We start from the raw sequence: 25,183 nt of genomic DNA, 5'->3' as shown, positions 1-25,183 counted from the left end.
GCGTGAAAATAGCAGTCCCTAGGGTGGTGTCATGCCCCCACAGAAGCCGACGGACCTCGGGCCGCTCGACGCCGTCGCCTTTCTCTGCGAGGTCGCGATGGTCGTGCTCCTCGTCCTGGCCGGCCACGGCTTCGTCGACGGATGGCGCGGCTGGGCCGTCGGCGTATTCCTGGCGATGGTCGCGGTGGGCATCTGGGCGCAGTGGATGGCCACGACGTCGCCGCGCAGGCTCGACCTGCCGACCCGGCTCGTCGCGCAGATCATGCTGTTCGTCACGACGGCCTTCTACTGCGCCGCCGGGGGTCTGCTGTGGCCCGGGCTGGTGTTCGCGGTCGTCGCCTCAGGGGTCTTCGTCGCGCTGTCGCGTCAGGACGTCTGACCCAGCGGCAGCTGCCGCACGCTCTCGAACGTTCGCGGCGTCCCGTCGACCGGATCTGTGAACGAGACCTCGCGGGCCAGCAGCTGCAGCGGACGGCTGAAGTCATCGACCGCGACGTCCTGCACGGTCGGGTAGAGCGGATCGTCGACGATCGGGATGCCGAGGCCTGCGAGGTGGATGCGCAGCTGGTGGGTGCGGCCGGTCCGCGGTGTCAGGCGGTAACGTCCGACGCCATCGACCTGCGACTCCAGCTCGACGAGCGTCTCGGCGTTGACGGGCGCCCCGGGCACGACCTCGGCCTGCCAGCTCCCCCGACGCTTGACGATGTGGTCGGCGACCGTCGTCGGCAGCTCGAGGTCGTCGCGCACCGGGGCCAGCGCGCCGTACGTCTTGCGCACGGTGCCTGCCTGGAACAGCGACTGGTACGGACCCCGCCACCGCCGCTCGGTCGCCAGCAGCAGCAGCCCCGACGTGATGCGGTCGAGCCGGTGCAGCGGCGACAGCTCGGGCAGGCCCAGCTCGTCGCGCAGTCGCACGACGACGCTCTGTCGCACGTGCTGACCGCGCGGGATCGACGACAGGAACGCCGGCTTGTCGACCACGACGAGCCGCTCGTCGCGGTGCACGACGTGGATGCGGCCCGGCACGTCGACCTCGTGGGGCAGGTCGCGGTGGAACCAGACGAAGGTGTGCGGCGTGTACGGCTCGTCGTCGCGCACGGGCGTGAGGTCGTCGTGCACGAACCGGCGTTCGGCGAGCATCGCCGCGATGTCGACCCGCTCGGGCAGCCGGTCGCGCAGCCACGCACCCATCGTCGGCCAGGCACCGGGACGAGGCAGACCACGGTCGGGGGTGCGCAACCACGCCGCGGCGAGACCGTGACGTGGCGGGAGCGGCGAGCGGGGCGGCACTAGATCGGTGACATCCTGCTGCGCACCGGCGGCAGCTCGGCGCGGACCGAGAGCCAGAGCCGGTCGCGGAAGAACACGATGTGCTCCTCGTCGTCCCACCGCGAGCCGATCAGCTCATCGAGCTCGCCCAGCGCGATGGACAGCCCGTCGCCGGCCCGCCAGGCGTCCTCGCCCGAGTCGCTCTCGGCGGCGGCCTCGCAGTCGTCGACGAAGGCGCGCCACTGCTGCGCGGTGAGGTGGATCGTGACGATCTCGCCGTCCTCCTCGACCAGCTCGGTCCGGCCGTGACCGGGCTGGTTGACGCTCGCGTGATCGCGGACCAGCGTCTCCTGGAGCCCCCTCCACAGCCCGGCGGTGTCCGCTGCTGCCTGACGCGGCGCCGTTCCCGTGCGCGCCTGGCCACCCGGGCAGTGCTGCCAGGTACCGACCACGTAGGCGGCGCACGAACGGACGTCGACGAGCCCGCTGGCCTCGCGCCAGGCGCGGTCGAACAGCACCCGCGACACGAGCACCTCGCTGCCGTGACCGACCGTGACCTCGAGGTCGTCGAAGCCGTCGTCGGACGGGACGAGGCGCACGCCGGTGATGCGGTAGTCGCGGCCGTAGCCGTCGTGACGGTCGATACCGTCCGCGGGGTCGTCGGCGTCGAACAGCTCCTGCAGCGCCTCGAGCAGCGCACGGTCGGACCTGTGCCCGTCCGTCGTCATGCGGTCACCGGACGACAGTCGGGATTGAACACGCGGACGGTCGACGGCGGATCGTTGGCGAGCCTCGACGCGGACGGCACGGGTCGACGAACCAGCTCGCCGCCGCAGTTGGGGCACGTGCCGTGCAGGACGTCGTCGGCGCAGGGCCTGCACCACGTGCACTCGTAGGTGCAGATCAGCACGTCGGTCGACGTCGGCGAAAGGTCCCTGTCGCAGCACTCGCAGCTCGGGCGGATCTCCAGCATGCGACCAGTATGGCGGTCGGCCCCGCGCTCATGTGGACGTCAGTCGCGACCGGCGAGCAGCTGCGCCACCGCATCGGAGGCGTAGAACGGGGCCAGCTCGGCCCGCAGCAGCTGCTCGAGCTCGCCCGACTCCACGAGCGCCTCGACGACCCCGGGTGCGAACCGGACGGCGTCGGCCACGAGGTCTGCCGGTTCGAGCTCGAGCTGTTCGAGCAGCTCCAGCGGCGTGTAGCCGCCGAAGGCCTCGAAGAATCCGTCGACGGCAGCGTGGCCGAACGCGACGACGTGCGGGTGCGCCAGGACCGCAACGACCAGGTCGTGGGTCGCGTCGACGACTCCCGACAGCTCCTCGCGCCCGGCCCGGTCGCCGAGCCCACGCACGGGCTCGGCGGCGACGAGGTCCCAGACCTGCAGGGCCGCCTCGCGGGTCGTCGCGTCGTTGAGCGTGTCGACGATGATGCGGTTGAGCCGGCGGACGGCCAGCGTGCCGCCCTTGCCGGCGGTGTCGGCGAGCAGGCCGTCGAGCTGCCGGTCGGCGGCGCCCACCACGCCGGCAGCGGCCTTGGTGCCCATCGACAGCAGCGATCCCAGCCCCGGCACCTTGTCGGCGACGGCCTGGTTGGCGGCGAGCGCCTCACCGACGACGCGGCCCATGAACCGGGTCGCCGTAGCGCCGACGAGGGGGCTGGCCGTCAGCCGCTCCAGCCCCCTCTCCAGCACGGGGGTCAGGCCCAGCGCCTCGTCGAGCACCCGCTCGACGTGCTCGCGCTCGACGACGTCCGACAACGGGAACGGCGTCGGCGGGCCGGCCTGCACGAGCTCGATCGCCAGGTCGATGAATGCCGACACCGCCGGACTGGACGGCACCTGGGTCAGCGCCCGGCCGACGACCTCCTTGACCGCGGCAGCGTCGACGAGGTCGGCGAGCTGGTGCTGCCCGGAGACCTCGAGCGCCCAGCCGGCGAGCCGGGTCACGGTCGCCTCGAGCTCGTCGCCGGTCAACCGGTCGAGGTGGAACGCGACCTGGGCGTCGAGCAGCAGGTCACCGAGCGTCGCGACATCCTCTGGGGGCACACGACGACCGTACGGCAACCGCGAGCGTCCGCACCACGATCGGGACGATCATCAGCCCGCGGTCAGGCCCGCCCTCACCTCGTCGAGCGCGGCGTCCAGCGTGACGGCCGGCGACCATCCCCATCCGCGCGCACGGTCGGCCGGGATGCGTCCTGTCCACGCCGGGGACTCGTCCCACACCGGTTCGACACCCACGGCGTCGGCGACCACCCGGTGGTAGTCGGCGTAGAGCGCCGTTGGAGCCGCCACGTCGACCGGGGTGCACGCCCCCTCGACCGGGCCCGTGGCCGCGGAGTCGGAGAGCGCGATGCGGCCCACCGCGACGTCGGCGATGAGCGCGGCGAGGTCGGTGACGTGCACCCACGGGAACGACTGGCCCGCGAGGGCGCGGCGCTCGTCCTCGTCGTCGCGCACCGCGGCGGGACGCAGCGTGTTCCAGACCGAGGTCTCTCCCGGCCCGAGGATCGCCGGCGGTCGCACCAGCACGCGTGTCATGCCGTCCACGGCCGCCAGGGCGGCGTCGGTGTCGCGCTTGGTGAGGCTGTAGTCGTTGGCGTCGTCGTCGACCAGGGGCGAGGTCTCGCTGACGTCCCCGACGCCGGGCGACCGGTCGTAGACCGCCGCGGTCGACACGTGCACCAGCAGGGGCACTCCCGCGCCGGCCGCTGCTCGGGCGATCGTGGACGTGCCGACGACGCCGATCTCGTGCTGCGCGGCGCGGTCCGATCCCATGGGGTGGACCGTCGTGACGACAGCATCGGCACCGTCGACGACCTGCGCCGCGAACGACGCGTCCGTGAAGTCGCCGACCGTCTCCGTGACGTCCGGATGCGTCGGAGCGGTGCCGGGACGACGCACGACGGCGCGAACGACCGAACCCCGCTCGACGAGAGCGCGGCACACCTGCCCGCCGACGAAGCCGTTGGCTCCGGTGACGACGACGGTGGGGCGGCGGGAGCTGTCAGGACTCGGTGATGACGTCATGTTTCCCACTGTGCCACCGCCCCGGTGACCGGACCGAAGCTGACTTCGTCCGCCCGGCGGGACCAGAGAATCGGGGTTTGTCCGCGCCGGCGCGGACAAACCCCGATTGCTGCGTCACCTCAGGACTCTGCGTCAGGGTCGGGAGCAGGCGGCGGGCCCTCGGCCAGCAGCTTCTCGAAGCCCTCCTCGTCGAGGATGGGCCGGCCGAGCTCCTCGGCCTTGTCGGCCTTCGACCCCGCGTTCTCGCCGACGACGACGAAGTCGGTCTTCTTGGACACCGAGCCCGAGGCCTTGCCGCCGCGGGCGATGATCGCCTCCTTGACGGAGTCGCGGGTGAACCGCTCGAGCGATCCCGTGACGACGATCGTCAGCCCCTCGAGGGTGCGCGGGACCGACTCGTCGCGCTCGTCGGCCATCACGACCCCTGCCTCGCGCCAGTGGCGGACGATGTCGGCATGCCAGTCGACCGCGAACCACTCGACGACGGCCTCGGCGATCGTGGGGCCGACGCCGTCGACGGCCGACAGCGTCTGCACGGGGTCGTCGACGGTCATGACCTGCTCGATCGCGTGCATCGTGCCGAAGTGCGTGGCCAGCGCACGAGCGGCCGTCGGCCCGACGTGGCGGATCGACAGGGCGACCAGCACCCGCCACAGCGGCTGCGTCTTGGCCTTCTCGAGGTTGTCGAGCAGGGCCAGTCCGTTGGCGCTCAGCACTCGGTCGCCCGCACCGTCCTCGACCTCCTTCTTCTTGGCGGCGCGGGTGTAGAGCGGCACCGTGAGCAGCTGCTCGGCCGTCAGCGAGAACAGTCCGCCCTCGTCGGTCAGCACGCCCGCCTCGAGCAGCGCCGTGGCGCCCTCCCAGCCGAAGACCTCGATGTCGAAGGCACCACGACCGCCCACGTGCGTCAGCCGCTCGCGCAGCTGCGAGGGGCACGAGCGCGTATTGGGGCAGCGGATGTCCTTGTCGCCCTCGCGCGACGGTGCCAGCGGCGTGCCGCACGAGGGGCAGTCGGTCGGGAAGACGAACTCGCGCTCGGTGCCGTCGCGCAGGGCGACGACCGGACCGACGATCTCGGGGATGACATCGCCGGCCTTGCGCAGCACGACCATGTCGCCGATCAGGACGCCCTTGCGGGTGACCTCGTACTGGTTGTGCAGCGTCGCCATCTCGACGGTCGATCCCGCGACCCTGATGGGTTCCATGACGCCGTAGGGCGTGACGCGGCCCGTGCGGCCCACGTTGACCCGGATGTCGAGCAGTCGGGTGTTGACCTCCTCGGGTGGGTACTTCCAGGCGATGGCCCAGCGCGGTGCCCGCGACGTCGAGCCGAGCCGGCGCTGGCGGTCGACCTGGTCGACCTTGACCACGACACCGTCGATCTCGTGTGACACGTCGTGCCGGTGCTCGCCGTAGTAGGCGATGAACTCCTCGACCCCCTTCAGGTCGGGCACGACCTTGGCCCGGTCGCTCGTCGGAAGGCCCCAGGCCTTCAGCGCGTCATACGCCTCGCTCTGCCGTTCTGGGCTGAATCCCTCGCGGTAGCCGAGACCGTGGCACACCATCGACAGCGGACGGCCAGCGGTGACCGAGACGTCCTTCATGCGCAGCGTGCCGGCGGCGGCGTTGCGGGGGTTGGAGAACGGCGTCTTGCCCGACTCGGCCCACGCGGTGTTGAACTCCTCGAACTCCTTCACCGGGAAGAACACCTCGCCGCGCACCTCGACGTAGGCCGGGACAGGGTAGTCGTCGGACGCAGCCAGCTGGTGCGGGATGACCTTGATCGTGCGGACGTTGTTGGTGACGTCCTCCCCCACCCGGCCGTCACCGCGCGTGACCCCACGGGTCAGACGGCCGTCCTCGTAGGTCAGCGAGATCGCGAGCCCGTCGACCTTGAGCTCGCACAGGAACTCGGCGTCGTCGACGCCCTCACGGATCAGGCGCCCGTGCCAGGCCTCGAGCTCGTCGGTGGAGAAGGCGTTGTCGAGGCTCATGAGCCGTTCGCGGTGCTCGTAGGCCTCGAACGACGACGACGCGCGCCCGCCGACGGTCTGCGTGGGCGAGTCGGGGGTTCGCAGCTCGGGAAGCTGCTCCTCGATGGCCTCGAGATCGCGCATGAGCTGGTCGTACTCGGCGTCGGACACCGTCGGCGAGTCGTCGACGTAGTAGCGCTCGCGGTGCTCGGTGAGCGTCTCGGCCAGCATCTTGTGCTGCTGCCTCAGCTCGTCGTCGGTCGCCATGCCCCGACTTTATCGCCGCGCACGGACAGCGCAGGTCGGCGCACGCCCGAGGTCAGCCCTCGAGCCGCTCGGCGGCGGCAGCAGCCAGCTCGAGCGCCCGGCCGGCCCACTGCGGGGAGGCACCGGCGAGGCCGCACGTCGGTGTGATGACCAGCCGGTCGGCGTGCTCGTCGACGTCGAAGCCGAAGCGGTCGAGGAACGTCCGCACCCGGCCCACGAGGTCCTTGTCGGACACTCCGGCGGTGTCGGTCGACGGCACGACCCCGAACCACAGGTCGACGCCCCGCTCGAACGTCTCGGCCCAGATGTCGTCGGGCCGCACGAGCGACAGGTCGAACGAGATCGCCGTGAACCCGGCTCCGGCGAGCAGCTCGACCGGCACGTCGGGCGCGCAGGAGTGGACGACCGGCCGCGCTCCCCCGGCGACGATCGCCTCGACGACGTTGCGCAGCAGCGCGTCGGCCTCCGGCGGATGCACGCTGCGATGACGCGACCAGCCGCTCGCGGTCGGGATGCCGCCGTCGAGAACCGCCGCGATGGCAGGCTCGTCCACCTGCACGACCAGATCGGCCTGTCCGAACCGGCGGCGCACGTCGGCGACGTGGTCACGCAGGCCCTCGGCCAGCGACTCGCTGATCTCTCGGCGGGCACCGTGGTCGGCGAGCATCTTGTCGCCGCGGGGACGCTCGACCGTCGCAGCGAGCGTGAGCGGGCCGGTGACCTGGATCTTGACCGGACCCGTGTGCCCCTCGGCGATCTCCTCCGCGAGGTCGAGGTCGTGGGCCAGCAGCGAGCGGGCGCGCCGGACGTCCGTGCCCTCGCCGACGCCGACCCGCCACCCGTCGGGCTGCAGATCGGCCTCGAGGCCCGACAGCAGCGACAGCGTGCGGCCGATCATCCCGGCGTGGACTCCGCGACCGGGCAGCTCCGGGACGTGCGGGAGTCCGCCGACCGTGTCGAGGACGATGCGGATCGACTCGGCGAAGTCGGTGCCGGGCATCGAGCCGATGCCGGTGGCGAGCGCCATGCGGTTCCTGTCTGTCGATGGTTCGTGAGGCGGTGCGTGAGCGTCCACCCGCCATCTGAGCGGTGCGACAGCGTCCACCTGACGCGCCGGGCTGGACGCCAGCGCACCGGCCCCTGGCTGGGGTGGACGCTAGTGCACCGCCACGCGGGAGGTGGAGGCGATCGTGGCGGATCCGACGACGCGCGTGCCGGCGTAGACGACGCAGGCCTGGCCGGGGGCGATGCCGCTGGCGGGATCGATCAGCTCGACGTGGACGGTTTCGACAGGCTCAACCGGCGACCCCGGCGAGACCGTGACCCGCGCCCGGTGCTCGTCGCCGTGTGCGCGCAGCTGCACCGTGCAGTCGAGCGTCCCCGCGGGCGGTGCCCCGCACCACAGCGGCTTGATGCACTCGAGGGCGTCGACGAGCAGCGCCTCGCGCGATCCGACCGTCACGGTGCCGCTGACCGGCTCGATGTCGAGCACGAACCGGGGCTTGCCGTCGTCGGCCGGAACCCCGAGGCGCAGCCCACGCCGCTGGCCGATCGTGAACGCGTAAGCACCGTCGTGCTCGCGCAGCACGGCACCGTCCTCGTCGACGATCGTGCCGGGCTTCGGACCCAGCTTCTCGGCCAGCCAGCCCGCGTTGTCGCCGTCGGGGATGAAGCAGATGTCGTGGCTGTCGGGTTTCTGGGCGACCTGGATGCCCCGGGCGGCGGCCTCGGCACGGACGACGTCCTTGGTCGTGTCGCCGAGCGGGAACAGCGAGTGGGCCAGCTGCTCCTGCGTCAGCACGCCGAGGACGTACGACTGGTCCTTGCCCATGTCGATCGCTCGGTGCATCTCGATCGTGCCGTCGGCGGACGTCTCGAGCTGCGCGTAGTGACCCGTCGCAACGGCGTCGAAGCCCAGCGCGAGCGCCCGGTCGAGCACCGCGGCGAACTTGATCTTCTCGTTGCAGCGCAGGCACGGGTTGGGGGTGCGTCCGGCGGTGTACTCGGCGACGAAGTCGTCGACGACGTGGTCGGCGAACTCCTCGCTCATGTCCCACACGTAGAACGGGATGCCGAGGGCGTCGGCGGCGCGACGGGCGTCGCCCGCGTCCTCGATCGAGCAGCACCCGCGCGCACCCGAGCGGTACGACCGCGGGTTGCGACTCAGCGCGAGGTGGACGCCCGTGACGTCGTGGCCCGCGTCGACGGCGCGCGCCGCGGCCACGGCCGAGTCGACCCCGCCCGACATCGCAGCACAGATCCTCATCGGTGCCTCCGGCACGGGGCTCTCACGAGCTGCTCCGCACGAGGGACGCCCGACGGGCCCGCTCGTGCACGGCCGGCAGCGCCGCGACGAGCCGGTCGACATCGGCCTCGGTGGAGGTGTGACCGAGGCTGAACCTGAGCGACCCACGGGCAGCGACGTCGTCGTAGCCCATCGCGAGCAGCACGTGGCTGGGCTGCGGCACACCCGCGGCGCACGCCGATCCGGTCGAGCACTCGATGCCCTGGGCGTCGAGGAGCATCAGCATCGCGTCGCCCTCGCAGCCCGGGAACGTGACGTGCGCGATGTTGGGCAGCCGGTGGTCGTTGCCGGGCTCGGGGTCGCCGTTGACGATCGCGTCGGGCACGGCCCGGACGATGCCGGCCACGAGCCGCCGGCGCAGCGACTCGATGCGCGCCACGGTCTCGCCCTGCCGGCCGACCGTCACGTCGACGGCCGCGGCGAACGCGGCGATCAGCGGCACGCTGACCGTGCCGGAGCGCAGGTCGCGCTCCTGGCCACCCCCATGCAGCAGCGGCGTAGCGGCGAGCTCACGACCGATCACCAGGGCACCGACGCCCACCGGCCCGCCGAGCTTGTGCGCCGTGATCGTCATGGCGTCCAGATCACTGGCGGCGAAGTCGAGCGGCACGTAGCCGGCGGCCTGCACGGCGTCGCTGTGGACGGGGATGCCGTGCGTACGGGCGATGTCGACGACGTCGGCGATGGGCTGGATCGTGCCCATCTCGTTGTTGGCCCACATCGTCGTGACGGCCGAGACGCTCGACGGATCGCGCTCGACCGCGGCCCGCAGCTCGTCGACGACGATGCGTCCCTGCTTGTCGACGGGGGTCATGTCGACCCGCGCACCCTCGTGCTGGGCCAGCCAGGTGACGGGGTCGAGCAGCGCGTGGTGCTCGATCGAGCTGAAGACGATGCGGTTGCGCTCCGGCCGCTGGGCCCGGCGCGACCAGTAGATGCCCTTGATCGCGAGGTTGTTGGCCTCGGTGCCTCCCGAGCAGAACACGACCTCGCTGGGACGGGCACCGAACCGCTCGGCGATCAGCTCACGGGCCTCCTCGACGGTGCGGCGCGCCGCGCGACCCGAGGCGTGCAGCGACGAGGCGTTGCCCGTGACCGCCAGCTGCTCGGCGAGTGCTGCGATCGCCTCGGGGACCATCGGCGTGGTCGCCGCGTGGTCGAGGTAGACGGAGCGTGGGGTCGTGGTCATCGCAGGACAAGCGTAGTCCGCCGCCGGAAGGCATCCGGCCCCCGCCGTGCAGCGCCCCCGGCGGTGGCCACCTGACCGGCTCGGTCAGGCCTGCCGCGGCGTCATGCGACGCCTTCGGCGAGCGCCGCGTGCACCAGGGGGGCGACCTCGCGGCCGTACAGCTCGATGCTGCGCATCAGGCGGTCGTGCGACAGCGCCCCGTTGCTGAACTTGAGGTCGAAGCGATCGAGGCCGAGGATGCGGGTGTTGCGGACGATCTTGTCGGCGACGGTCTGTGGCGAGCCGACGTAGACGGCTCCCTCGGGACCCGCCGCGGCATCGAACTCCGCTCGCGTCGGCGGGGGCCAGCCCCGCTCGCGACCGATGCGCTCGCGCTGCTGCGCGAAGTGCGGCCACAACTCGTCGCGGGCCTGCTCGTCGGTGTCGGCGACGTGTCCCGGCGAGTGCACGCCGACCGGCAGCCGCGGCTGGCCCAGCTGGTCGAGGGCCCGGCGGTAGAGATCGGTGAACTGCGCGAACTGCGCCGGCGGGCCACCGATGATCGCGAGCATCAGCGGGATGCCGTAGCGAGCCGCGCGAACGACGGATTCCGGGCTTCCGCCGACCCCGATCCATGTGCGGAGCGATCCCGAGGCGGTCTTCGGGAAGACGTGCTGATCGACCAACGGGGGCCGCAGCGCACCCTGCCAGGTGATCGACCCCTCGGCGCGCAGCGCGGCGAACAGATCGAGCTTCTCGCTGAACAGCTCCTCGTACTGGCCGAGATCGAGACCGAACAACGGGAACGACTCCGTGAACGAGCCGCGTCCGAGGATGACCTCGGCCCGGCCGTTCGAGACCGCGTCGAGCGTCGCGAAGCGCTCGTACACGCGGATGGGATCGTCAGAGCTCAGCACCGTCACGGCCGTCCCGAGGTGGATCTGTGTCGTGCGCGACGCGATCGCCGCCAGGACCACCTCGGGCGCACTCACGGCGAAGTCGTCGCGGTGGTGCTCACCGACGCCGAAGAACGACAGCCCCAGCTCATCGGCGAGCACGGCCTGCTCGACGATGTCGCGGATCACCTGGTCGTAGGGAAGCGGACGTCCGTCGGCATCGGCCGTGACGTCGCCGAACGTGTCGAGGCCGAGCTCGAGCGGGGTGTGGTGGGCAGCCATGCATCCATCGTAGGGACGTCCGCCGCGGCACGTGCCTGGTGCAGACTGGGGCCGTGCTGGAGATCGTCATCATCGTCATCGCCGGACTGCTGCTCGGTCTGCTGGCCTTCGCGCTGGTCGGGCTCCTGCGCGTCCGCTCGCTGCGCACGCGTCACCGCGAGCGGCTCGCGACCGTCACTCCCACGCACTCCGAGCCCGCGAGTCTCCTGGGGATCGCGTCGGAGGGTCGCATCCAGACCCGCGGCATGGGGACCCTCGCGATGGGCGACACTCACCTGCTGTTCGCCCAGCTGCTTCCCGAGCGCGACGTCGTGGTGCCGCGCGACGCGATCACGTCCACCCGTGCGACCCGGCACTTCCTGGGCAAGACCACGGGTACCGATCTGCTGCTCGTCACGTGGGACGTCGACGGGCTCACGGACGCGGCCGCGTTCACGGTGCCCGACGTGGGTGCCTGGCGCGACCGCCTGGCCTGAGGTCAGCCGACCTGGGCGACGTGCGTCTCGGCGGCCGTCCGCACCTCGACAACCATGCCCTTGCCGAGCTGGCGTCCGCGCCGGGTCTCGATGACGCCGTCGACCAGGACGTCGCCGTCGGCGATCATCGCCCCGGCGTGGGCACCGGAGTCGGCGAAGTTGGCGAACTTCAGGAACTGGCCCAGCCGGATCATGTCGCCGCTGATCTCGATGACCTCGACCCCTTCGGTGCTCATGCGGCCAGTCTAGAGTCGCCGCATGGACAGCTCCGCCCGCGCCGACGTGTGGGTGTCGTCCGTGCGGCTGTACAAGAACCGCTCGATCGCCTCCAAGGAGTGCAAGGCCGGGCACGTGCGCATCAACGGTGCCAAGGCCAAGCCCTCGCAGCCGGTCAACATCGGCGACCGCATCGAGGCGCTGACCGAGGGCGGTCTGCGCATCGTGGTGGTCACCAAGATCATCGTCAAGCGGGTCGGTGCCCCAGTGGCGGTGCAGTGCTACGTCGACAAGACCCCTCCGCCGCCGCCCAAGGAGGAGGTCGCTGTCATGCCGCGCCGCGACCGCGGTGCCGGACGTCCGACCAAGCGCGACCGGCGCGCGATGGACCGACTGCGCGGACGCTGACCCGGCGTCAGTCCCAGTCTCAGCCGAGGTGCGACGTCACGAAGGCATGGACGTCGGCGAGCTCGTCGGCCGAGATGCTGTGCGCGAGTCCCGTGTACGTCCGGTCGGTGACGTCGGCGTGGTCGGCGAGCCAGGCGGACGCCCGCTGGGTCGCATCGGCCGGGATGATCGGGTCGGCGTCGCCGTGGCCGAAGAACACCGGCACCCCGCTCGCCGCGAGCGCCGCGTCGCCGACGGCCGGCTGGTCGAGCACGAAGCCCGACAGCACGAGCGCCGCAGCGAATCGGTCGGGGCGGGCACGCAGCAGCTGCGTGACCATCAGACCGCCCTGCGAGAACCCAAGCGGGACGACGACACGCTCGGGGGCGACGTGCCCGTCGAGCCAGGACAGCAGGGCCCGGGTCGAGTCGGCGATGACTGCGGGGTCGGGGCGTCCCGGCACGCCGATCGGCACCCACGCGTATGCGCCCTGGGCCATCGCGATGGGTGCTCGCACCGACGCGTGGGCGAGACCCGGCGGGAGATGCGGCACCAGGCTCGGGAGGTCCTGCTCGTTCGAGCCGTAGCCGTGCAGGAGCAGCACCAGCGGCGCGCTGTCTTCCCCGCCGCGGATGGTCTGGGCGTCGTCGATCGTGAACGTCATGCCCACAGGGTAGTTGACATCTCAACCACCGGTGCGCGCCACCAGGATGGGCAGGAGCGCCTCGCGGCTCAGCGGCGCGAGGTCGATGTCGCCCGGGTCGGCGACGTCGACCCAGCGGCACTCCGCGATCTCGGCGGCTGCGACAGGCGATGCACCGTCGACGGTCACCGAGTACACCTCGGCCCGCACGACATGACCCGGCTCGTTCGCGGCGTCCTCCTCGAACGTCCCGACCCAGGTGAACGAGGCGGTCGGCAGGTCGAGACCGAGCTCCTCGCCCAGCTCGCGCCGCAACGCGTCGAGCGGGTGCTCCCCCGGCTCGATCTTGCCGCCGGGCTGCATGAACATCGTCGTGCCGTGCTTGCGCACCATCAGGGCCCGGCCGCGGTCGTCGACCGCAAGCGCTGCCGCGACGTGGATGACCGGCGGCGTCACGGCGTCGGAGCAGGTGCGGTGGGCGCGCCCCACTTGTCGGTCCACGACGGCGGGGCCGACAGCTTCTCCAGCAGGGCGTCGAGGTCGTCGTCGAACGACACGATGCCCGACTGCTCGGTCCGCACGAAGCCCGACGACACCATCGAGTCGAGCATCTGCCGCATGGGGGCCCAGAACCCCGCGACGTCGAGGAAGCCGCTGGGCTTGGCGTGGATCGTCAGCTGCGCCCACGTCCACTGCTCGGCGATCTCCTCGAGCGTGCCGGCACCTCCCGGCAGGGCGATGAACGCTTGGGAGAGATCGGCCATGAGCTGCTTGCGCTCGTGCATCGACTCCACGACGTGCAGCTCGGTGACGCCGCGGTGCGCGAGCTCGCGGTCGTCGAGCTGACGCGGGATGACGCCGACCACCCGGCCACCGGCCTCGATCGCGGCGTCCGCGACGACCCCCATCAGGCCCACGTGTCCCCCGCCGTAGACGACGTCGATGCCACGCTCCGCCAGCGTGCGGCCGGTCAGGCGCGCTGCGTCGGCGAAGGCGGGATCGGTGCCGAAGCTGGATCCGCAGAAGACGGCGATCGTGTTCAGAGCCATGTCGCACCTCGTGTCATGGGCACCATCGTCCCGCAGACACGTCGGCCGCCGACGAGCGCCTCGACAGTGCTCGCGGTTCGACGCGTCGGGATGCACGAAGCCCCGGACCCGCTCTCGCAGGCCCGGGGCTTCCGGTCTTACTCAGACGAACGTCGGGCTGACAGGATTTGAACCTGCGACCCCCTGACCCCCAGTCAGGTGCGCTACCAAGCTGCGCTACAGCCCGTTCGTACCGAAGAGGAACTTTACCGCAGACCCCTCCGGTCCCCCGCATCGGCCACCCACCCGCGCGAAGTGTGACGAGGTGCCCCGGTGTTGCAGGCAGAACGGTGCAAACCGTCACACATCGCGGGGACGCCGCGGGGACGGGTCAGCGGCGCTCGCGCTTCTTGCGCGGACGCTGCTGCAGGTGGATCGGCGAGCCGACGAAGCCGAACTCCTCGCGCAGACGACGCTCGATGAAGCGCATGTACGACGCCTCGAGCTTGCCCGACGTGAACAGCACGAACGTCGGCGGTGCCGTGGACGCCTGGGTGCCGAACATGATCTTCGACTGCTTGCCGCCACGCACGGGGTGCGGGTGCTCGGCCACCAGACGTCCGAGGAAGGCGTTGAGCATGCCCGTGGGCACGCGCGTCTCCCAGCCCTCGAGGGCTGCGTCGAGGGCCCTGACGAGGCGGTCGACGTGCCAGCCCGTGCGGGCCGTGATGTTGATCGTCGGGGCCCAGGGCACCTGCACGAGCTCGCGCTCCATCTCGCGCTCGAGGTAGTAGCGACGCTCCTCGTCGACGAGGTCCCACTTGTTGAACGCGATGATGAGCGCGCGACCCGCCTCGGCGACCGCGCTGATGATGCGGGTGTCCTGCTCGGTCAGCGGCACGCTGCCGTCGATGATGACGACGGCCACCTCGGCACGGTCGATCGCCGAGCTCGTGCGCAGGCTCGCGTAGTACTCGTGTCCCGACGCGTCGCGCACACGGCGACGGATGCCGGCGGTGTCGATGAAGTTCCAGGTGCGGCCGCCCAGCTCGACGATCTCGTCGACGGGGTCGACCGTCGTGCCCGAGGCGTCGTCGACGACGACCCGCTCCTCGCCGGCGAGGCGGTTGAGCAGGCTCGACTTGCCGACGTTGGGCTTGCCGACGATCGCGACGCGGCGCGGGCCGATCGGGGCGTCGAAGTCCTCCGGCGGCGGATCGGGCAGGGCGTCGATGACGGCGTCGAGCATGTCGCCGCTGCCACGGCCGTGCAGGGCCGAGACCGGGAAGGGCTCGCCCAGTCCCAGGTTCCAGAGCCCGGCGGCCTCCATCTCGGTGCGCTGGTCGTCGACCTTGTTGGCCGCCAGCACGACGGGCTTCTTGGCCGCACGCAGCAGGCGGACGACCTTCTCGTCGACGTCGGTGATGCCGACCGTCGCGTCGACGACGAACAGCACGGCGTCGGCGACCTGGATCGCGATCTCGGCCTGCGCGGCGATGCGCTCGGCCAGGCCGCGGGCGTCGGGGTCCCAGCCGCCGGTGTCGACGACGGTGAACGCGCGACCGTTCCAGACCGCGTCGTACGAGACACGGTCGCGGGTCACGCCCGGCACGTCCTCGACGACGGCCTCGCGTCGGCCGATGATGCGGTTGACCAGCGTCGACTTGCCGACGTTGGGTCGCCCGATCACGGCGAGTACGGGAACGACGTCAGACATCAGGGGATCCTGTCGGAAGGGGGCCGGGCAGATCGCGCTGCAGCGCGTCCTTGGCCCGGGATACATGGGCACGCAGATGATCGTGGATGGTGTCGCCTGCGTCCTCCAGCATCCCACGATCTCGCGGCCAGGCCTGCATCGGCAGGTGGATGGGCTCGCCGTAGACGATGTCGAGACGCGTCCGCGGGGCCGGACGGGCGCTCGGGCCCTCCCCCGGCTGCCGCGTGCCGAACACCGCGACGGGCACGACGGGGGCACCGGTCACGAGCGCCAGGTAGGTGACACCGCCCTTGAACTCGGTGTGCTCGCCGTCGCCGCGGCGGCCCTCGGGGAACACCAGGACGCACTGGCCGGCCGCCAGCGAACGGACGGCCAGGCGCAGTGCCCCGGTGTCGGTGCGGTCGCGGGCGACCTTGATCTGGGCAACCAGGCGCAGGAGCCGACCCGCGCGACCGGCGAACTCCTCCTCCTTGACCATCGCGTGCGGCGGACGCGGCGCGGTGGCGACGAGCAGCGGACCGTCGAGCCAGCCGATGTGGTTGCTCGCGAGGATGACCGGCCCGTCCGCGGGGACGAGGTCCTGGCCGCGCTCGTGGATCTCCCACCGCCGGTGGAACCAGCCCACGGCACGTCCGCGCGCGAATCGCAGTCCGCGCTCGGGCAGCCCCGCGCCGGGGTCGAGGGGGACGCTCACGACGCCGCGTCGACGATCCCGACGATCGTGTCGATGACCTCGTCGAGCGTCAGGTGCGTGCCGTCGACGACGACGGCGCCGTGGGCCTGCACCAGCGGCGACGCCGCCCGGGTGGAGTCGATCTGGTCACGGACCGCGAGCGCGGCCTCGGTGGCGGCGGCGTCGGCACCGCCGTTCTCGGCGGCACGACGAGCGGCCCGGGCTGCGGGATCGGCGACGAGGTAGATCTTCACCGGCGCGTCCGGAACCACGACCGAGCCGATGTCGCGTCCCTCGACCACGATCCCCCCGGGTGCCTCGCCGATCGCTCGGCGCTGCAAATCGACCAGCAGCTCGCGCACGTGCGGCACGGCCGCCACCAGGCTGACCGCGCCGGTGACCTCGTCGGTGCGGATCGGCTCGGCGACGTCGGTGCCGTCGGCGTGGATCGTCGGGGCGAGCGGATCGGTGCCCGACTCGAGCCGCACCGCGTCGGCCGCCGACGCCACGGCGGCCGGGTCGTCGAGGTCGACGCCGCGCTGGAGCAGGGCCCACGTCATGGCGCGGTACATCGCACCGGTGTCGAGGTAGGCCAGCCCGAGGCGGTCGGCCACGCCGCGGGACGTGCTCGACTTGCCCGAGCCGGACGGTCCGTCGATCGCGACGACGAGAGGGGATGTCACAGGGGTCCAACTTCCTTCAGGGACGGTCAAGGTCACGCGGGTCTGGGTGGAACGGGTCTGGGTGGAACGGATCGGTCACAGGTACGCGGTCCAGCCGCGCGAGGTGAGTGCCTGCACCAGGGACTGGCCGACGCCGAGGGCGACCGCGATCTCGGCCAGGCCGACGGGACGTCCGAGGTCGTGGTCGAGGCGCAGGTCCTCGATGTTCACGCCCGATTCTCCCGTATCAGTCATCAGGCGCGACAGCTCGCCGGGACGGTCGGCGACCTGCACGTGCACCAGGTCGAACCGGGCCGCCGACGAGCCGTGCTTGCCCGGGATGAGGGTCGTGCCGCGCCGGCCCGACTCGAGCACGCCGGCCAGCACCTCGTCGTCGTGACCGATCGCCCCGATGACGCGGTCGAGGTCGTCCCGCACCAGCTCGAGCACTGCCTTGACGTCGCGGGCGTTGGTGCCGAGGATGTCGAGCCACATCGCGCCGTCGCTGGCCGCGATGCGGGTCGTGTCGCGCAGGCCCGGGCCCGACAGCGCCAGGTCGTTGCCGGCCGCGTCGTTGAGCCGGGCCGCGGTGAGGGTCGACATGACCTGCGGCACGTGCGAGACGAGCGCCACGGCCCGGTCGTGCGCGGTCGGATCCATGACGATCGGCACCCCGCCGACGTGCAGAGCCAGGTCGACGACGGCGTCGAGTGCCGCGGGCCGGGTCGCGGCGCTGGGCGTCACGGCCCACGGACGTCCCTCGAACAGCTGGGCCGAGGCCGCCATCGGCCCGGACCGTTCGCTGCCGGCCATGGGGTGTCCCCCGGCGAAGCGGTCGACACCGGGCGTCCCGTCGACGGACGACTGCACGCCTGACTTGACGCTCGTGACGTCCGTGACGAGCGCCTCGGGCCACCTGTCCAGGCTCTCGACCACGACGGACGCCGACGCCGACGGCGGCACCGCGACGACCACGAGGTACGGCACGACGTCGTCGGTCAGCGGACGACCCGCGCCCAGCGAGACGGCCAGCTCGGCGTGGCCGGGCAGCGCGTCGTGCAGCACGACGTCGACATCGTGCTGGCGCAGCGCCAAACCCACGGACGTGCCGATCAGCCCGCAGCCCACGACGAGGACGGGCCCGTCGAGCGCGTGCGGTGACAGCGCCGTCATGCGTCGTCGACGCTGTCGTAGAGGGCTCCCAGCTCGTCGCGGGTCAGGTCGCGCATGGCGCCCGAGGCAAGGCCCTTGACGTGCAGCGGGCCGAGCGCCGTGCGCGTCAGCTCGCGGACGGGGTGACCTGCCGCGTCGAGCAGCCGGCGCACGATGCGGTTCTTGCCCATGTGGATGTCGAGCTCGACCAACGAGCGCCCGCGCGAACGGTCCTTGACCTGGAAGCGGTCGACGTTGGCGGGTCCGTCGTCGAGCTCGATGCCGGCCTTGAGCCGCGCGCCCAGCGTCTCGGGCACGTCGCCGTCGACGAGGGCGATGTAGGTCTTGACGATCTCGAACGAGGGATGCGCGAGCTTGTGGGCCAGGTCGCCGTCGTTGGTGAGCAGCAGCAGCCCGGACGTGTCGGTGTCGAGCCGGCCGACGTGGAACAGCCGGTCGCTGCGTCCCGCGACGAACGTCGACAGGTCGGGGCGGCCCTGCTCGTCGGCCATCGAGGTCACGATGCCGCGCGGCTTGTTGAGCATGACGTAAGCGTGGTCGCTGGCGACCGGGATGCGCTTGCCGTCGACCCGGATGACGTCGGTCGCGGGGTCGACCCGAGCTCCCATGACGTCGATGACCTCGCCGTTCACCTCGACCCGCCCGTGGGCGATCATGTCGTCGCAGCGACGGCGGCTGCCGAGACCTGCCTGTGCCAGCACCTTCTGGAGCCTGATCTCAGCCACGGTCGTCCCCCTCGCCGGTTGAGCTGGCTGAGCCGGTCGAAACCTCGCCGGTTGAGCCCGTCGAAGCCTCGTCCATCTCCCCCTGCGCGGGCTCCTCCCCCGCGATCGTGGCCAGCACGTCGTCGGCCCCGGCGAGCACCTCGTCCTCCATGTCCTCCATCTCGGGCAGGTGCTGCGCGATGTCGGGCAGCTCGCTGATGCTGCCGAGCCCCATGCGCTCGAGGAAGTAGCTCGTCGTGCGGTACAGGACGGCTCCGCTCTCGCCGTCGACGCCGCCCTCTTCGATCAGGCCGCGCGTCACCAGGGTGCGCACGACGCCGTCGACGTTGACGCCGCGGATGGCCGAGATGCGCGACCGGCTGATGGGCTGCCGGTAGGCGACGACCGCCATGGTCTCGAGCGCGGCCTGCGTGAGCCGCGCCTGCTGGCCGTCGAGGATGAAGCGTTCGACGGCGCCCGCGTACTCCTCGCGCGTGAAGAACCGCCAGCCGCCGGCGATGTTGCGCAGCTCGAAGCCGCGGCCCTGCTCGGTGTACTCGTCGGCCAGCGCGGTCAGCGCCTGCTCGACGTCGCTCGGTGGATGCCCGACGGCCTGCGCCAGCGTCAGGTGGTCGAGCGGCTGGTCGGCCACCATCAGCACCGCCTCGAGGGCGGGGTGGAGCTCGAGCATCTCCAGCTCGAGCTCGTGGGGTCCGGTGGGGAGGTTGTGCTCAGTCATCGGTGCTCTCGGGGTCGTCTGCGGCCACGGACGCGTCGTCCGGGCTCGTGTCCATCAGGCTCGCGTCAACAAGAACCGGCTCGTCGTCGGACGTGCCCTGCGGCGCGTCGAACTCGTCGCCCACGTCGATGTCGCCGTCGTCGGTGCCGGTCCAGCGGATGTGCAGATCGCCCAGGGGCGTCGCCTGCTCGAACGAGATCGCGCCCTCACGGAACAGCTCGAGCACCGCCAGGAACCGGGCGACCTTGGTGGCCAGGTCGGGCGCATCGGCGGTCAGGGACCTGAACGTCATGCCGCCCTTGCGACGCAGCTGGTCGACGACGAGGTGCGCCTGCTCCCGCACGCTGACCTGCGGGGCGTGCAGGTGGGCCAGCGACAGGATCGGGACGGGCTTGTCCTCGAAGGCCCTGGCCGCCAGCATCGACAGCTCCAGTGGCCCGACCGAGATCAGCACCTCGGGCAGCAGGTCGGCGAAGCGTGGCTCCAGCGTCACGATGCGCGGGAAGCGACGCGACTCCTGCGCCAGGCGTTCGGCCATGATGCCGGCGACCTGCTTGAACGCGCGGTACTGCATGAGGCGAGCGAACAGCAGGTCGCGGGCCTCGAGCAGGGCGAGATCCTCCTCGTCCTCGACCTCGGCCTGTGGCAGCAGCCGGGCCGTCTTGAGGTCGAGCAACGTCGCGGCGACGAGCAGGAAGTTGGTCGTCTGCTCGAGGTCGTCGTCGAGCGTCTTGATGTAGGCGATGAACTCGCCCGTGACCGCCGACAGGGCGACCTCCGTGATGTCGAGCTCGTGCTTGGAGATCAGCTGCAGCAGCAGGTCGAAGGGGCCCTCGAAGTTGGCGAGGTTGACCTGGAAGCCGGTCGGCGCGGACTCGTCGACGTCCGCGACGCTCACGACTCGCTCAATCGCCGTGCGACGTCGCTGTGCGTGCCGCGTGCCTCGAGATCTGCCAGCGCGACGGCCAGCGCCGCCCGCACGAACCTGCCGCGGTCGACGCTGCGGCCCAGCTCGGCCCGCAGGCCCAGGCGGGCCTGCTCGACGGCCAGCAGCTCAGCCGCCGTGACGTACACCGTCATCTTCTCGTCGTGCTTGACCCGTCCGCTCGCCGCGACGGCGACCTCGGGCTCGACCGGGGTCTCGTCGTCGGGCGTGGACTCACGGCTGCGGCGCGCGGGGGCCGTCGCGCGGAACAGCTCGTCGGCACCCGGCATCGACGGCCGCCGGCCGCCACCGCCGCCCGATGACGTGCTCACGCGTCGGGGCACCGAACGAGGACCTCGCGGGCCAGCTGACGGTAGGACGCAGCGCCCGGGGACGTCGTCGCGTACTCGGTGATCGGCTCGCCGGCGACGGTGGAGTCGGAGAACTTGACGGTGCGCCGGATGACGGTGTGGAACACCAGGTCTCCCCAGCCCTCGACGAGCGTCTGCAGCACCTCCTTGCCGTGCAACGTGCGGCTGTCGTACATCGTGCCCAGCAGGCCGATGATCTCGAGCTCGTCGTTGGTGCGGTCGCGCACCTTCTCGATCGTGTCCTTCAGCAGCGCGACGCCGCGCAGCGCGAAGTACTCGCACTCCAGCGGCACGAGCACGGCGTTGGCCGCGGTCAGCGCGTTGACTGTCAGCAGCCCCAGCGAGGGCTGGCAGTCGATCAGGATGACGTCATAGTCGGCCCGGACGGGCTTGAGCACCCGGGCGAGCACCTGCTCACGGCCGACCTCGGTGACCAGGCGCATCTCGGCGGCCGACAGGTCGATGTTGGACGGCACGAGGTCGAGGCCCTCGACGCCTGTCGACATGATCAGGTCCTTCAGCGCGATCTCGCGGTCCATCAGGACGTGGTAGATGCTCTGGTCGAGCTCGTGGGCATTGACGCCCAGGCCCACGGTCATCGAGCCCTGCGGGTCGAAGTCGACCAGCAGCACCCGGCGGCCGAGCTCGACCAGCGCGGCGCCCAGGTTGATGGTCGTCGTGGTCTTGCCCACGCCGCCCTTCTGGTTGCACAGCGCGATGATCGTCGCCGGCTTGGCCGGATCGCGAGGCTTCGGCTCGGGGAAGTCGGGCATCGGACGGCCGGTGGGCCCCAGTTCCGCGGTCATGCTTTCCTGCTCATGCGCTACCCCTGCAACTCGACCCGGCGGACGACCGACACTCTACCGCCAGATGTCGACATGGCGACCATCCGTCGGACCGTCCGTCCAGCGTGCCGTGCAACCCCGGCGCTTAGTCGCGTGCGGCCCGCGGATGGGCCGTCGCGTAGATCTCCCGCAGCTTCTCGACCGTGACGAGCGTGTAGATCTGCGTCGTCGTCACGGAGGCATGGCCCAGCAGCTCCTGGACGACCCTGACGTCCGCGCCGCCGTCGAGCAGATGGGTCGCGAACGAGTGGCGCAGCGTGTGCGGCGAGACGTCGACCGTGAGGCCGGCACGCTCGGCGGCCTTGGTCAGCACGGTCCACGCGCTCTGTCGCGACAGGCGGCCGCCGCGGGCGTTGAGGAACACCGCGGGCGTCTGGGTGCGCACCGAGACCAGGGCGGGCCGTGAGGCCGACAGGTAGTCGGCCAGCGACGCCTTGGCGTACGAGCCGAGCGGCACGATGCGCTGCTTGCCGCCCTTGCCGCGCAGCAGGATCGTGGACTCCTCGAGGTCGAGGTCGTCGACGTCGAGCCCCACGGCCTCCGAGATGCGGGCCCCCGTGCCGTAGAGCACCTCGAGCAGTGCCCGGTCGCGCGCCGACAGCGTCGTCCCGGGGGCACCGGCGGCGTCGAGGATCGCCTCGACGTCGTTCAGCGGCAGCGCCTTGGGCAGCCGGGAGGCGGGCCGGGGCGGCTTGACGGCGGTCGTGACGTCGGTCGTGACGAGCTGCTCGCGCAGGAAGAACTTGTGCAAGCCGCGCACCGCCACGATCGTGCGGGCAGCGCTGGCGGTGCCGAGCGCCGCGTGGTCGTCGTCGCCGGTGCGCAGCGAGCCGAGGAACGCCGCGATGTCGTTCTCGGTGACGGCCCGCGGGTCGGTGATGCCGCGTCCCACCAAGAAGTCGAGGTAGCGCCGCAGGTCGCGGCGGTACGAGCGCAGCGTGTTGTCGGCCAGGCCTCGCTCGACCGTGAGGTGGCTGAGGTAGTCGTGGACGCCGCGTCCGACGTCCTCGCTCATCGCGCGCGACCGCGAAGTGTGACGCCTACGGCGTCATCGATCGCCGTTGGCGCCGTAGGCGTCACACATCGCGGCGGGGCGGGGCTCATCGCGCGCGCTGCGCCTGCACGGCCAGGATCGCCGCGACGGTCATCGAGTCAGTGATCCGGCCGGCGAGGACGGCATCGACGGCCTGCCCGAACGGCAGCCACCACTGGGCCATGTCGGCCTCCTCCGCCTCCCGCACGGTGCGCTGGTCGGCCGGCACAGCACTGAGCCCCGTCGCCACGAACACCTCCCAGTGCTCGGTCGAGTAGCCGGGCGTGGCCAGCAGGCGCAGGATCGACTCCCAGTCCTCGGCGACGAGGTCGGCCTCCTCTGCGAGCTCACGGGCCGCCGCGGCCTGGGTCGACTCATCCGGCACGTCGAGCGTGCCTGCCGGGATCTCGAGCAATCGGCGAGCGACCGGGTGGCGGTACTGCTCGACCAGCAGGATGCGGTCGTGCTCGTCGATCGCGACGACCCCGATAGCGCCGTGGGGCTGCACGACCGACCGCGGGTGCTCACCGCCCTGCGGGTCGACGATCGTGTCGACTCGCAGACTCAGGTATCCGTTCTGGTGCTTGACCTCGCTGCCGCTGACCGGCCACGACTCGTCGGAGTCACCGATCAGTGGATCGGCGAGCAGCCCGGGCAGCCACGGGTGTGCCGTCACGCCTCAACCTCGGCGAGGCGCTCGTCGACCGGCAGACGCGTCTCGCGCTGGCGGTCGAGCGCCGCGCCGATCAGGCCGGCGAACAGGGGGTGCGCCTTGGTGGGGCGCGACTTCAGCTCGGGGTGGGCCTGGGTCGCGACGTAGTAGGGGTGCACCTCCCGCGGCAGCTCGACGAACTCCACCAGGGTGCCGTCGGGCGACGTGCCGCTGAACACCAGACCCGCCGCGGCGAGCTGCTCGCGGTACGCGTTGTTGACCTCGTAGCGGTGACGGTGACGCTCGTCGACCGACGTCGCGCCGTACGCCTCGGCGACGACGCTGCCCGCATCGAGGGTCGCGGGGTACGAGCCGAGACGCATCGTGCCGCCCAGGTCGCCCTCGCCGTCGACGATCGCGAGCTGCTCGGCCATCGTCGCGACGACGGGGTGCTGGGTCGCGGCGTCGAACTCCGACGAGCTAGCACCCGCGATCCCGGCGACGTTGCGGGCGTACTCGATCACCATGCACTGCAGGCCGAGGCACAGGCCGAGCACCGGGATGCCCCGCTCGCGGGCGTACGTCAGCGCGCCGAGCTTGCCCTCGATGCCCCGGATTCCGAAGCCGCCGGGCACGCAGATGCCGTCGACGTCGGCCAGGTGCTGCGCCGCGCCCGACTCGGTCTCGCAGTCGTCGGAGCCGACCCAGCGCAAACGGATGCGGGCGTCGTGCGCGAAGCCTCCGGCGCGCAGCGCCTCGCCGACCGACAGGTACGCGTCGGGCAGGTCGATGTACTTGCCGACCAGCGCGATCGTGACCTCCTCGGCAGGCTGGTGCACGCGGCGCAGCAGCTCGTCCCACTGCGTCCAGTCGACGTCGCGGAACGGCAGGTCGAGACGACGCACGACGTAGGCGTCGAGGCCCTGGCGGTGCAGCACCTTGGGGATGTCGTAGATCGAGGGCGCGTCGCTCGCGGTGACGACGGCCTCCTCGTCGACGTCGCACATCAGCGAGATCTTGCGCTTCATGCTCTCGGGGATCTCGCGGTCGGCGCGGCACACGATGGCGTCGGGCTGGATGCCGATCGAGCGCAGCGCCGCGACGGAGTGCTGCGTCGGCTTGGTCTTGAGCTCCTGCGACGGACCGATGTACGGCACCAGCGAGACGTGCAGGAAGAACACGTTGCCGCGACCCACGTCATGGCGCACCTGGCGGGCGGCCTCGAGGAACGGCAGCGACTCGATGTCGCCGACCGTGCCGCCGATCTCGGTGATGACGACGTCGACGTCAGGGCCGGACATCGCGCGGATGCGCGACTTGATCTCGTTCGTGATGTGCGGAATGACCTGGACGGTGTCGCCGAGGTAGTCGCCGCGACGCTCCTTGGCGATGACCTCGGAGTAGACCTGGCCCGTCGTGACGTTGGCCTTGCCCGACAGGTCGACGTCGAGGAAGCGCTCGTAGTGGCCGACGTCGAGATCTGTCTCGGCACCGTCCTCGGTCACGAACACCTCGCCGTGCTGGAACGGGTTCATCGTGCCTGGATCGACGTTCAGGTACGGGTCGAGCTTCTGCATCGTGACGCGCAGGCCGCGTGACTTCAGCAGCCGCCCGAGGCTCGAGGCCGTCAGGCCCTTGCCGAGCGACGACGCGACTCCTCCGGTGACGAAGACGTGCTTGGTAACCGCGCTACCTGACAAGGTGACTCCCGTGGTCGAGTTCATGTCGAGCGCTCACGATGCAGGAAT

The 25,183-nt window shown here is 71.4% G+C and carries 29 protein-coding genes and 1 tRNA gene; 3 read left to right on the top strand and 27 right to left on the bottom strand.

Going from position 1 to position 25,183, the window contains the following annotated elements:
• The first annotated feature begins 31 nt into the window (after positions 1–31).
• Positions 32–379 carry a YrdB family protein gene (locus JOF40_RS12795; RefSeq protein ID WP_129185868.1) on the top strand — a complete coding sequence of 116 codons (348 nt, stop codon included), beginning with the start codon at positions 32–34 and terminating at the stop codon, positions 377–379.
• On the opposite strand, the gene JOF40_RS12790 is transcribed toward JOF40_RS12795, so the two are convergent.
• The 10 genes from JOF40_RS12790 to JOF40_RS12745 form a co-directional block, all read right to left on the bottom strand.
• Positions 367–1,191, bottom strand: coding sequence for a pseudouridine synthase (locus tag JOF40_RS12790; protein ID WP_209674811.1), 825 nt, complete (start codon positions 1,189–1,191; stop codon positions 367–369). The two genes, JOF40_RS12795 and JOF40_RS12790, sit on opposite strands and share 13 nt — an antisense overlap.
• Positions 1,192–1,289: 98 nt before the next feature.
• A complete protein-coding gene (locus tag JOF40_RS12785) occupies positions 1,290–1,997 on the bottom strand; it encodes a hypothetical protein (protein WP_129185866.1) in 708 nt (235 codons plus the stop codon).
• The gene (locus tag JOF40_RS12780) at positions 1,994–2,242 is read right to left on the bottom strand and encodes a DUF1272 domain-containing protein (RefSeq protein WP_129185865.1); all 249 of its coding nucleotides are present in this window, start codon (positions 2,240–2,242) and stop codon (positions 1,994–1,996) included. Before JOF40_RS12780 ends, JOF40_RS12785 begins: the two co-directional genes overlap by 4 nt.
• A gap of 39 nt (positions 2,243–2,281) precedes the next feature.
• Positions 2,282–3,316, bottom strand: a complete 1,035-nt coding sequence (locus tag JOF40_RS12775) for a hypothetical protein (protein WP_188111949.1) — start codon at positions 3,314–3,316, stop codon at positions 2,282–2,284.
• Between the two features lie 51 nt (positions 3,317–3,367).
• The gene (locus JOF40_RS12770) at positions 3,368–4,300 is read right to left on the bottom strand and encodes an NAD-dependent epimerase/dehydratase family protein (protein WP_129185864.1); all 933 of its coding nucleotides are present in this window, start codon (positions 4,298–4,300) and stop codon (positions 3,368–3,370) included.
• 119 nt (positions 4,301–4,419) lie between these two features.
• Complete coding sequence (gene ligA, locus JOF40_RS12765) at positions 4,420–6,540, bottom strand: NAD-dependent DNA ligase LigA (RefSeq protein ID WP_129185863.1); 2,121 nt, start codon at positions 6,538–6,540, stop codon at positions 4,420–4,422.
• A gap of 52 nt (positions 6,541–6,592) precedes the next feature.
• Entirely contained in the window at positions 6,593–7,567 is a 975-nt protein-coding gene (locus tag JOF40_RS12760) for a methionine synthase (protein WP_129185862.1), read from the bottom strand.
• A 129-nt stretch (positions 7,568–7,696) separates the two neighbouring features.
• Positions 7,697–8,806 carry a tRNA 2-thiouridine(34) synthase MnmA gene (gene mnmA / locus JOF40_RS12755; protein ID WP_129185861.1) on the bottom strand — a complete coding sequence of 370 codons (1,110 nt, stop codon included), beginning with the start codon at positions 8,804–8,806 and terminating at the stop codon, positions 7,697–7,699.
• A gap of 22 nt (positions 8,807–8,828) precedes the next feature.
• Positions 8,829–10,034 (bottom strand): cysteine desulfurase family protein, encoded by a 1,206-nt coding sequence (locus JOF40_RS12750; RefSeq protein ID WP_129185860.1) that lies wholly within the window; start codon positions 10,032–10,034, stop codon positions 8,829–8,831.
• 101 nt (positions 10,035–10,135) lie between these two features.
• Complete coding sequence (locus tag JOF40_RS12745) at positions 10,136–11,191, bottom strand: LLM class flavin-dependent oxidoreductase (protein WP_129185859.1); 1,056 nt, start codon at positions 11,189–11,191, stop codon at positions 10,136–10,138.
• A gap of 53 nt (positions 11,192–11,244) precedes the next feature.
• On the opposite strand from JOF40_RS12745, the gene JOF40_RS12740 reads away from it, so the two are divergent.
• Positions 11,245–11,667 carry a hypothetical protein gene (locus tag JOF40_RS12740; RefSeq protein WP_129185858.1) on the top strand — a complete coding sequence of 141 codons (423 nt, stop codon included), beginning with the start codon at positions 11,245–11,247 and terminating at the stop codon, positions 11,665–11,667.
• A gap of 2 nt (positions 11,668–11,669) precedes the next feature.
• Here the strand turns inward: JOF40_RS12740 and JOF40_RS12735 are convergent, their stop codons facing one another.
• Positions 11,670–11,903 carry an RNA-binding S4 domain-containing protein gene (locus JOF40_RS12735; RefSeq protein ID WP_129185857.1) on the bottom strand — a complete coding sequence of 78 codons (234 nt, stop codon included), beginning with the start codon at positions 11,901–11,903 and terminating at the stop codon, positions 11,670–11,672.
• A gap of 22 nt (positions 11,904–11,925) precedes the next feature.
• Here JOF40_RS12735 and JOF40_RS12730 point away from each other — a divergent pair, with 22 nt between their 5' ends.
• A complete protein-coding gene (locus tag JOF40_RS12730; protein ID WP_129185856.1) occupies positions 11,926–12,291 on the top strand; it encodes an RNA-binding S4 domain-containing protein in 366 nt (121 codons plus the stop codon).
• 19 nt (positions 12,292–12,310) lie between these two features.
• Here JOF40_RS12730 and JOF40_RS12725 read toward each other — a convergent pair whose 3' ends face one another.
• The 16 genes from JOF40_RS12725 to pyrG form a co-directional block, all read right to left on the bottom strand.
• The gene (locus JOF40_RS12725) at positions 12,311–12,934 is read right to left on the bottom strand and encodes an alpha/beta hydrolase (RefSeq protein WP_129185855.1); all 624 of its coding nucleotides are present in this window, start codon (positions 12,932–12,934) and stop codon (positions 12,311–12,313) included.
• A 21-nt stretch (positions 12,935–12,955) separates the two neighbouring features.
• Positions 12,956–13,369 (bottom strand): NUDIX hydrolase, encoded by a 414-nt coding sequence (locus JOF40_RS12720; protein ID WP_129185854.1) that lies wholly within the window; start codon positions 13,367–13,369, stop codon positions 12,956–12,958.
• On the bottom strand, positions 13,366–13,962 hold the full coding sequence (locus tag JOF40_RS12715; RefSeq protein WP_129185853.1) for an LOG family protein: 597 nt from the start codon (positions 13,960–13,962) through the stop codon (positions 13,366–13,368). The genes JOF40_RS12720 and JOF40_RS12715 overlap by 4 nt, the downstream gene beginning before the upstream one ends.
• A 152-nt stretch (positions 13,963–14,114) precedes the next feature.
• Positions 14,115–14,188 (bottom strand) — tRNA-Pro (locus JOF40_RS12710).
• A 144-nt stretch (positions 14,189–14,332) separates the two neighbouring features.
• Positions 14,333–15,658 (bottom strand): ribosome biogenesis GTPase Der, encoded by a 1,326-nt coding sequence (gene der, locus JOF40_RS12705; RefSeq protein WP_129185852.1) that lies wholly within the window; start codon positions 15,656–15,658, stop codon positions 14,333–14,335.
• On the bottom strand, positions 15,651–16,352 hold the full coding sequence (locus tag JOF40_RS12700) for a lysophospholipid acyltransferase family protein (protein ID WP_129185851.1): 702 nt from the start codon (positions 16,350–16,352) through the stop codon (positions 15,651–15,653). Before JOF40_RS12700 ends, der begins: the two co-directional genes overlap by 8 nt.
• Positions 16,349–17,014 carry a (d)CMP kinase gene (gene cmk, locus JOF40_RS12695; protein ID WP_129185850.1) on the bottom strand — a complete coding sequence of 222 codons (666 nt, stop codon included), beginning with the start codon at positions 17,012–17,014 and terminating at the stop codon, positions 16,349–16,351. Before cmk ends, JOF40_RS12700 begins: the two co-directional genes overlap by 4 nt.
• A 75-nt stretch (positions 17,015–17,089) precedes the next feature.
• Entirely contained in the window at positions 17,090–18,166 is a 1,077-nt protein-coding gene (locus JOF40_RS12690) for a prephenate dehydrogenase (protein ID WP_129185849.1), read from the bottom strand.
• Complete coding sequence (locus JOF40_RS12685) at positions 18,163–18,891, bottom strand: pseudouridine synthase (protein WP_246153045.1); 729 nt, start codon at positions 18,889–18,891, stop codon at positions 18,163–18,165. The genes JOF40_RS12690 and JOF40_RS12685 overlap by 4 nt, the downstream gene beginning before the upstream one ends.
• Complete coding sequence (gene scpB / locus JOF40_RS12680) at positions 18,884–19,609, bottom strand: SMC-Scp complex subunit ScpB (protein WP_129185848.1); 726 nt, start codon at positions 19,607–19,609, stop codon at positions 18,884–18,886. The genes JOF40_RS12685 and scpB overlap by 8 nt, the downstream gene beginning before the upstream one ends.
• Positions 19,602–20,507, bottom strand: coding sequence for a segregation and condensation protein A (locus tag JOF40_RS12675; RefSeq protein WP_209674583.1), 906 nt, complete (start codon positions 20,505–20,507; stop codon positions 19,602–19,604). The genes scpB and JOF40_RS12675 overlap by 8 nt, the downstream gene beginning before the upstream one ends.
• Complete coding sequence (locus JOF40_RS12670; RefSeq protein WP_129185934.1) at positions 20,504–20,824, bottom strand: hypothetical protein; 321 nt, start codon at positions 20,822–20,824, stop codon at positions 20,504–20,506. The genes JOF40_RS12675 and JOF40_RS12670 overlap by 4 nt, the downstream gene beginning before the upstream one ends.
• Before the next feature lie 38 nt (positions 20,825–20,862).
• Positions 20,863–21,711, bottom strand: coding sequence for a ParA family protein (locus JOF40_RS12665; RefSeq protein WP_129185846.1), 849 nt, complete (start codon positions 21,709–21,711; stop codon positions 20,863–20,865).
• Positions 21,712–21,835: 124 nt separating this feature from the next.
• Entirely contained in the window at positions 21,836–22,765 is a 930-nt protein-coding gene (gene xerD, locus JOF40_RS12660; RefSeq protein WP_129185845.1) for a site-specific tyrosine recombinase XerD, read from the bottom strand.
• Positions 22,766–22,850: 85 nt separating this feature from the next.
• The gene (locus JOF40_RS19755; RefSeq protein WP_129185844.1) at positions 22,851–23,459 is read right to left on the bottom strand and encodes an NUDIX domain-containing protein; all 609 of its coding nucleotides are present in this window, start codon (positions 23,457–23,459) and stop codon (positions 22,851–22,853) included.
• Complete coding sequence (pyrG, locus tag JOF40_RS12650; RefSeq protein ID WP_245343135.1) at positions 23,456–25,135, bottom strand: CTP synthase; 1,680 nt, start codon at positions 25,133–25,135, stop codon at positions 23,456–23,458. Before pyrG ends, JOF40_RS19755 begins: the two co-directional genes overlap by 4 nt.
• Positions 25,136–25,183: the final 48 nt, after the last annotated feature.

The sequence above is a fragment of the Aeromicrobium fastidiosum genome (assembly GCF_017876595.1).
Lineage (GTDB): Bacteria > Actinomycetota > Actinomycetes > Propionibacteriales > Nocardioidaceae > Aeromicrobium > Aeromicrobium fastidiosum.
This window is presented reverse-complemented; position numbering and strand designations above follow the sequence as displayed.

What these genes read in the sequence shown, in the direction of transcription:
- ligA (WP_129185863.1), bottom strand. Translation starts at nt 6,540, where the DNA reads ATGGCGACCGACGACGAGCTGAGGCAGCAGCACAAGATGCTGGCCGAG.
- scpB (WP_129185848.1), bottom strand. Translation starts at nt 19,609, where the DNA reads ATGACTGAGCACAACCTCCCCACCGGACCCCACGAGCTCGAGCTGGAG.
- JOF40_RS12795 (WP_129185868.1), top strand. Translation starts at nt 32, where the DNA reads ATGCCCCCACAGAAGCCGACGGACCTCGGGCCGCTCGACGCCGTCGCC.
- JOF40_RS12785 (WP_129185866.1), bottom strand. Translation starts at nt 1,997, where the DNA reads ATGACGACGGACGGGCACAGGTCCGACCGTGCGCTGCTCGAGGCGCTG.
- JOF40_RS12745 (WP_129185859.1), bottom strand. Translation starts at nt 11,191, where the DNA reads ATGGCTGCCCACCACACCCCGCTCGAGCTCGGCCTCGACACGTTCGGC.
- JOF40_RS12780 (WP_129185865.1), bottom strand. Translation starts at nt 2,242, where the DNA reads ATGCTGGAGATCCGCCCGAGCTGCGAGTGCTGCGACAGGGACCTTTCG.
- JOF40_RS12715 (WP_129185853.1), bottom strand. Translation starts at nt 13,962, where the DNA reads ATGGCTCTGAACACGATCGCCGTCTTCTGCGGATCCAGCTTCGGCACC.
- JOF40_RS12770 (WP_129185864.1), bottom strand. Translation starts at nt 4,300, where the DNA reads ATGACGTCATCACCGAGTCCTGACAGCTCCCGCCGCCCCACCGTCGTC.
- JOF40_RS12665 (WP_129185846.1), bottom strand. Translation starts at nt 21,711, where the DNA reads ATGACCGCGGAACTGGGGCCCACCGGCCGTCCGATGCCCGACTTCCCC.
- JOF40_RS12725 (WP_129185855.1), bottom strand. Translation starts at nt 12,934, where the DNA reads ATGACGTTCACGATCGACGACGCCCAGACCATCCGCGGCGGGGAAGAC.
- JOF40_RS12690 (WP_129185849.1), bottom strand. Translation starts at nt 18,166, where the DNA reads ATGACGGCGCTGTCACCGCACGCGCTCGACGGGCCCGTCCTCGTCGTG.
- xerD (WP_129185845.1), bottom strand. Translation starts at nt 22,765, where the DNA reads ATGAGCGAGGACGTCGGACGCGGCGTCCACGACTACCTCAGCCACCTC.
- JOF40_RS12750 (WP_129185860.1), bottom strand. Translation starts at nt 10,034, where the DNA reads ATGACCACGACCCCACGCTCCGTCTACCTCGACCACGCGGCGACCACG.
- JOF40_RS12760 (WP_129185862.1), bottom strand. Translation starts at nt 7,567, where the DNA reads ATGGCGCTCGCCACCGGCATCGGCTCGATGCCCGGCACCGACTTCGCC.
- mnmA (WP_129185861.1), bottom strand. Translation starts at nt 8,806, where the DNA reads ATGAGGATCTGTGCTGCGATGTCGGGCGGGGTCGACTCGGCCGTGGCC.
- der (WP_129185852.1), bottom strand. Translation starts at nt 15,658, where the DNA reads ATGTCTGACGTCGTTCCCGTACTCGCCGTGATCGGGCGACCCAACGTC.
- JOF40_RS12730 (WP_129185856.1), top strand. Translation starts at nt 11,926, where the DNA reads ATGGACAGCTCCGCCCGCGCCGACGTGTGGGTGTCGTCCGTGCGGCTG.
- JOF40_RS12670 (WP_129185934.1), bottom strand. Translation starts at nt 20,824, where the DNA reads ATGCCGGGTGCCGACGAGCTGTTCCGCGCGACGGCCCCCGCGCGCCGC.
- JOF40_RS12790 (WP_209674811.1), bottom strand. Translation starts at nt 1,191, where the DNA reads ATGGGTGCGTGGCTGCGCGACCGGCTGCCCGAGCGGGTCGACATCGCG.
- JOF40_RS12735 (WP_129185857.1), bottom strand. Translation starts at nt 11,903, where the DNA reads ATGAGCACCGAAGGGGTCGAGGTCATCGAGATCAGCGGCGACATGATC.